The sequence below is a fragment of the Cobetia sp. SIMBA_158 genome (assembly GCF_046566945.1).
GTDB classification, from domain to species: domain Bacteria; phylum Pseudomonadota; class Gammaproteobacteria; order Pseudomonadales; family Halomonadaceae; genus Cobetia; species Cobetia amphilecti.
The window spans coordinates 1-231 of sequence record NZ_JAWJYL010001193.1 but is presented as its reverse complement, the minus strand read 5'-3'; the positions used below and the strand labels follow the sequence as shown (position 1 = coordinate 231).

Annotated in this window: 1 protein-coding gene; it reads left to right on the top strand. The window is 40.3% G+C overall.

Annotated elements, in window-relative coordinates:
- Nucleotides 1-231, top strand: a 231-nt coding sequence (locus R2R70_RS23515) for an MBL fold metallo-hydrolase (protein WP_410979423.1), incomplete at both ends; no start/stop codon positions are given.

The following is a 231-nucleotide window of genomic DNA, read 5'->3' as shown; positions in this document are numbered from 1 at the left end:
CGTGGTATGCAAAAACTAAAATTGATGATTTAACCATTCATGCACTACCAGCGCATCACTTTAGCAGCCGTGTATTAGTACCCTTTATTTACGAAGACAACGATAAAGACTTATGGAATGGCTGGCTACTTGAACAAAATGGCAGCACCTTATTTTTTGCAGGCGACACCGGCTACTCCAAACACTTTAGCGATATTCAGCAAAAGTATGGCGATATTGATGTGTGCTTAA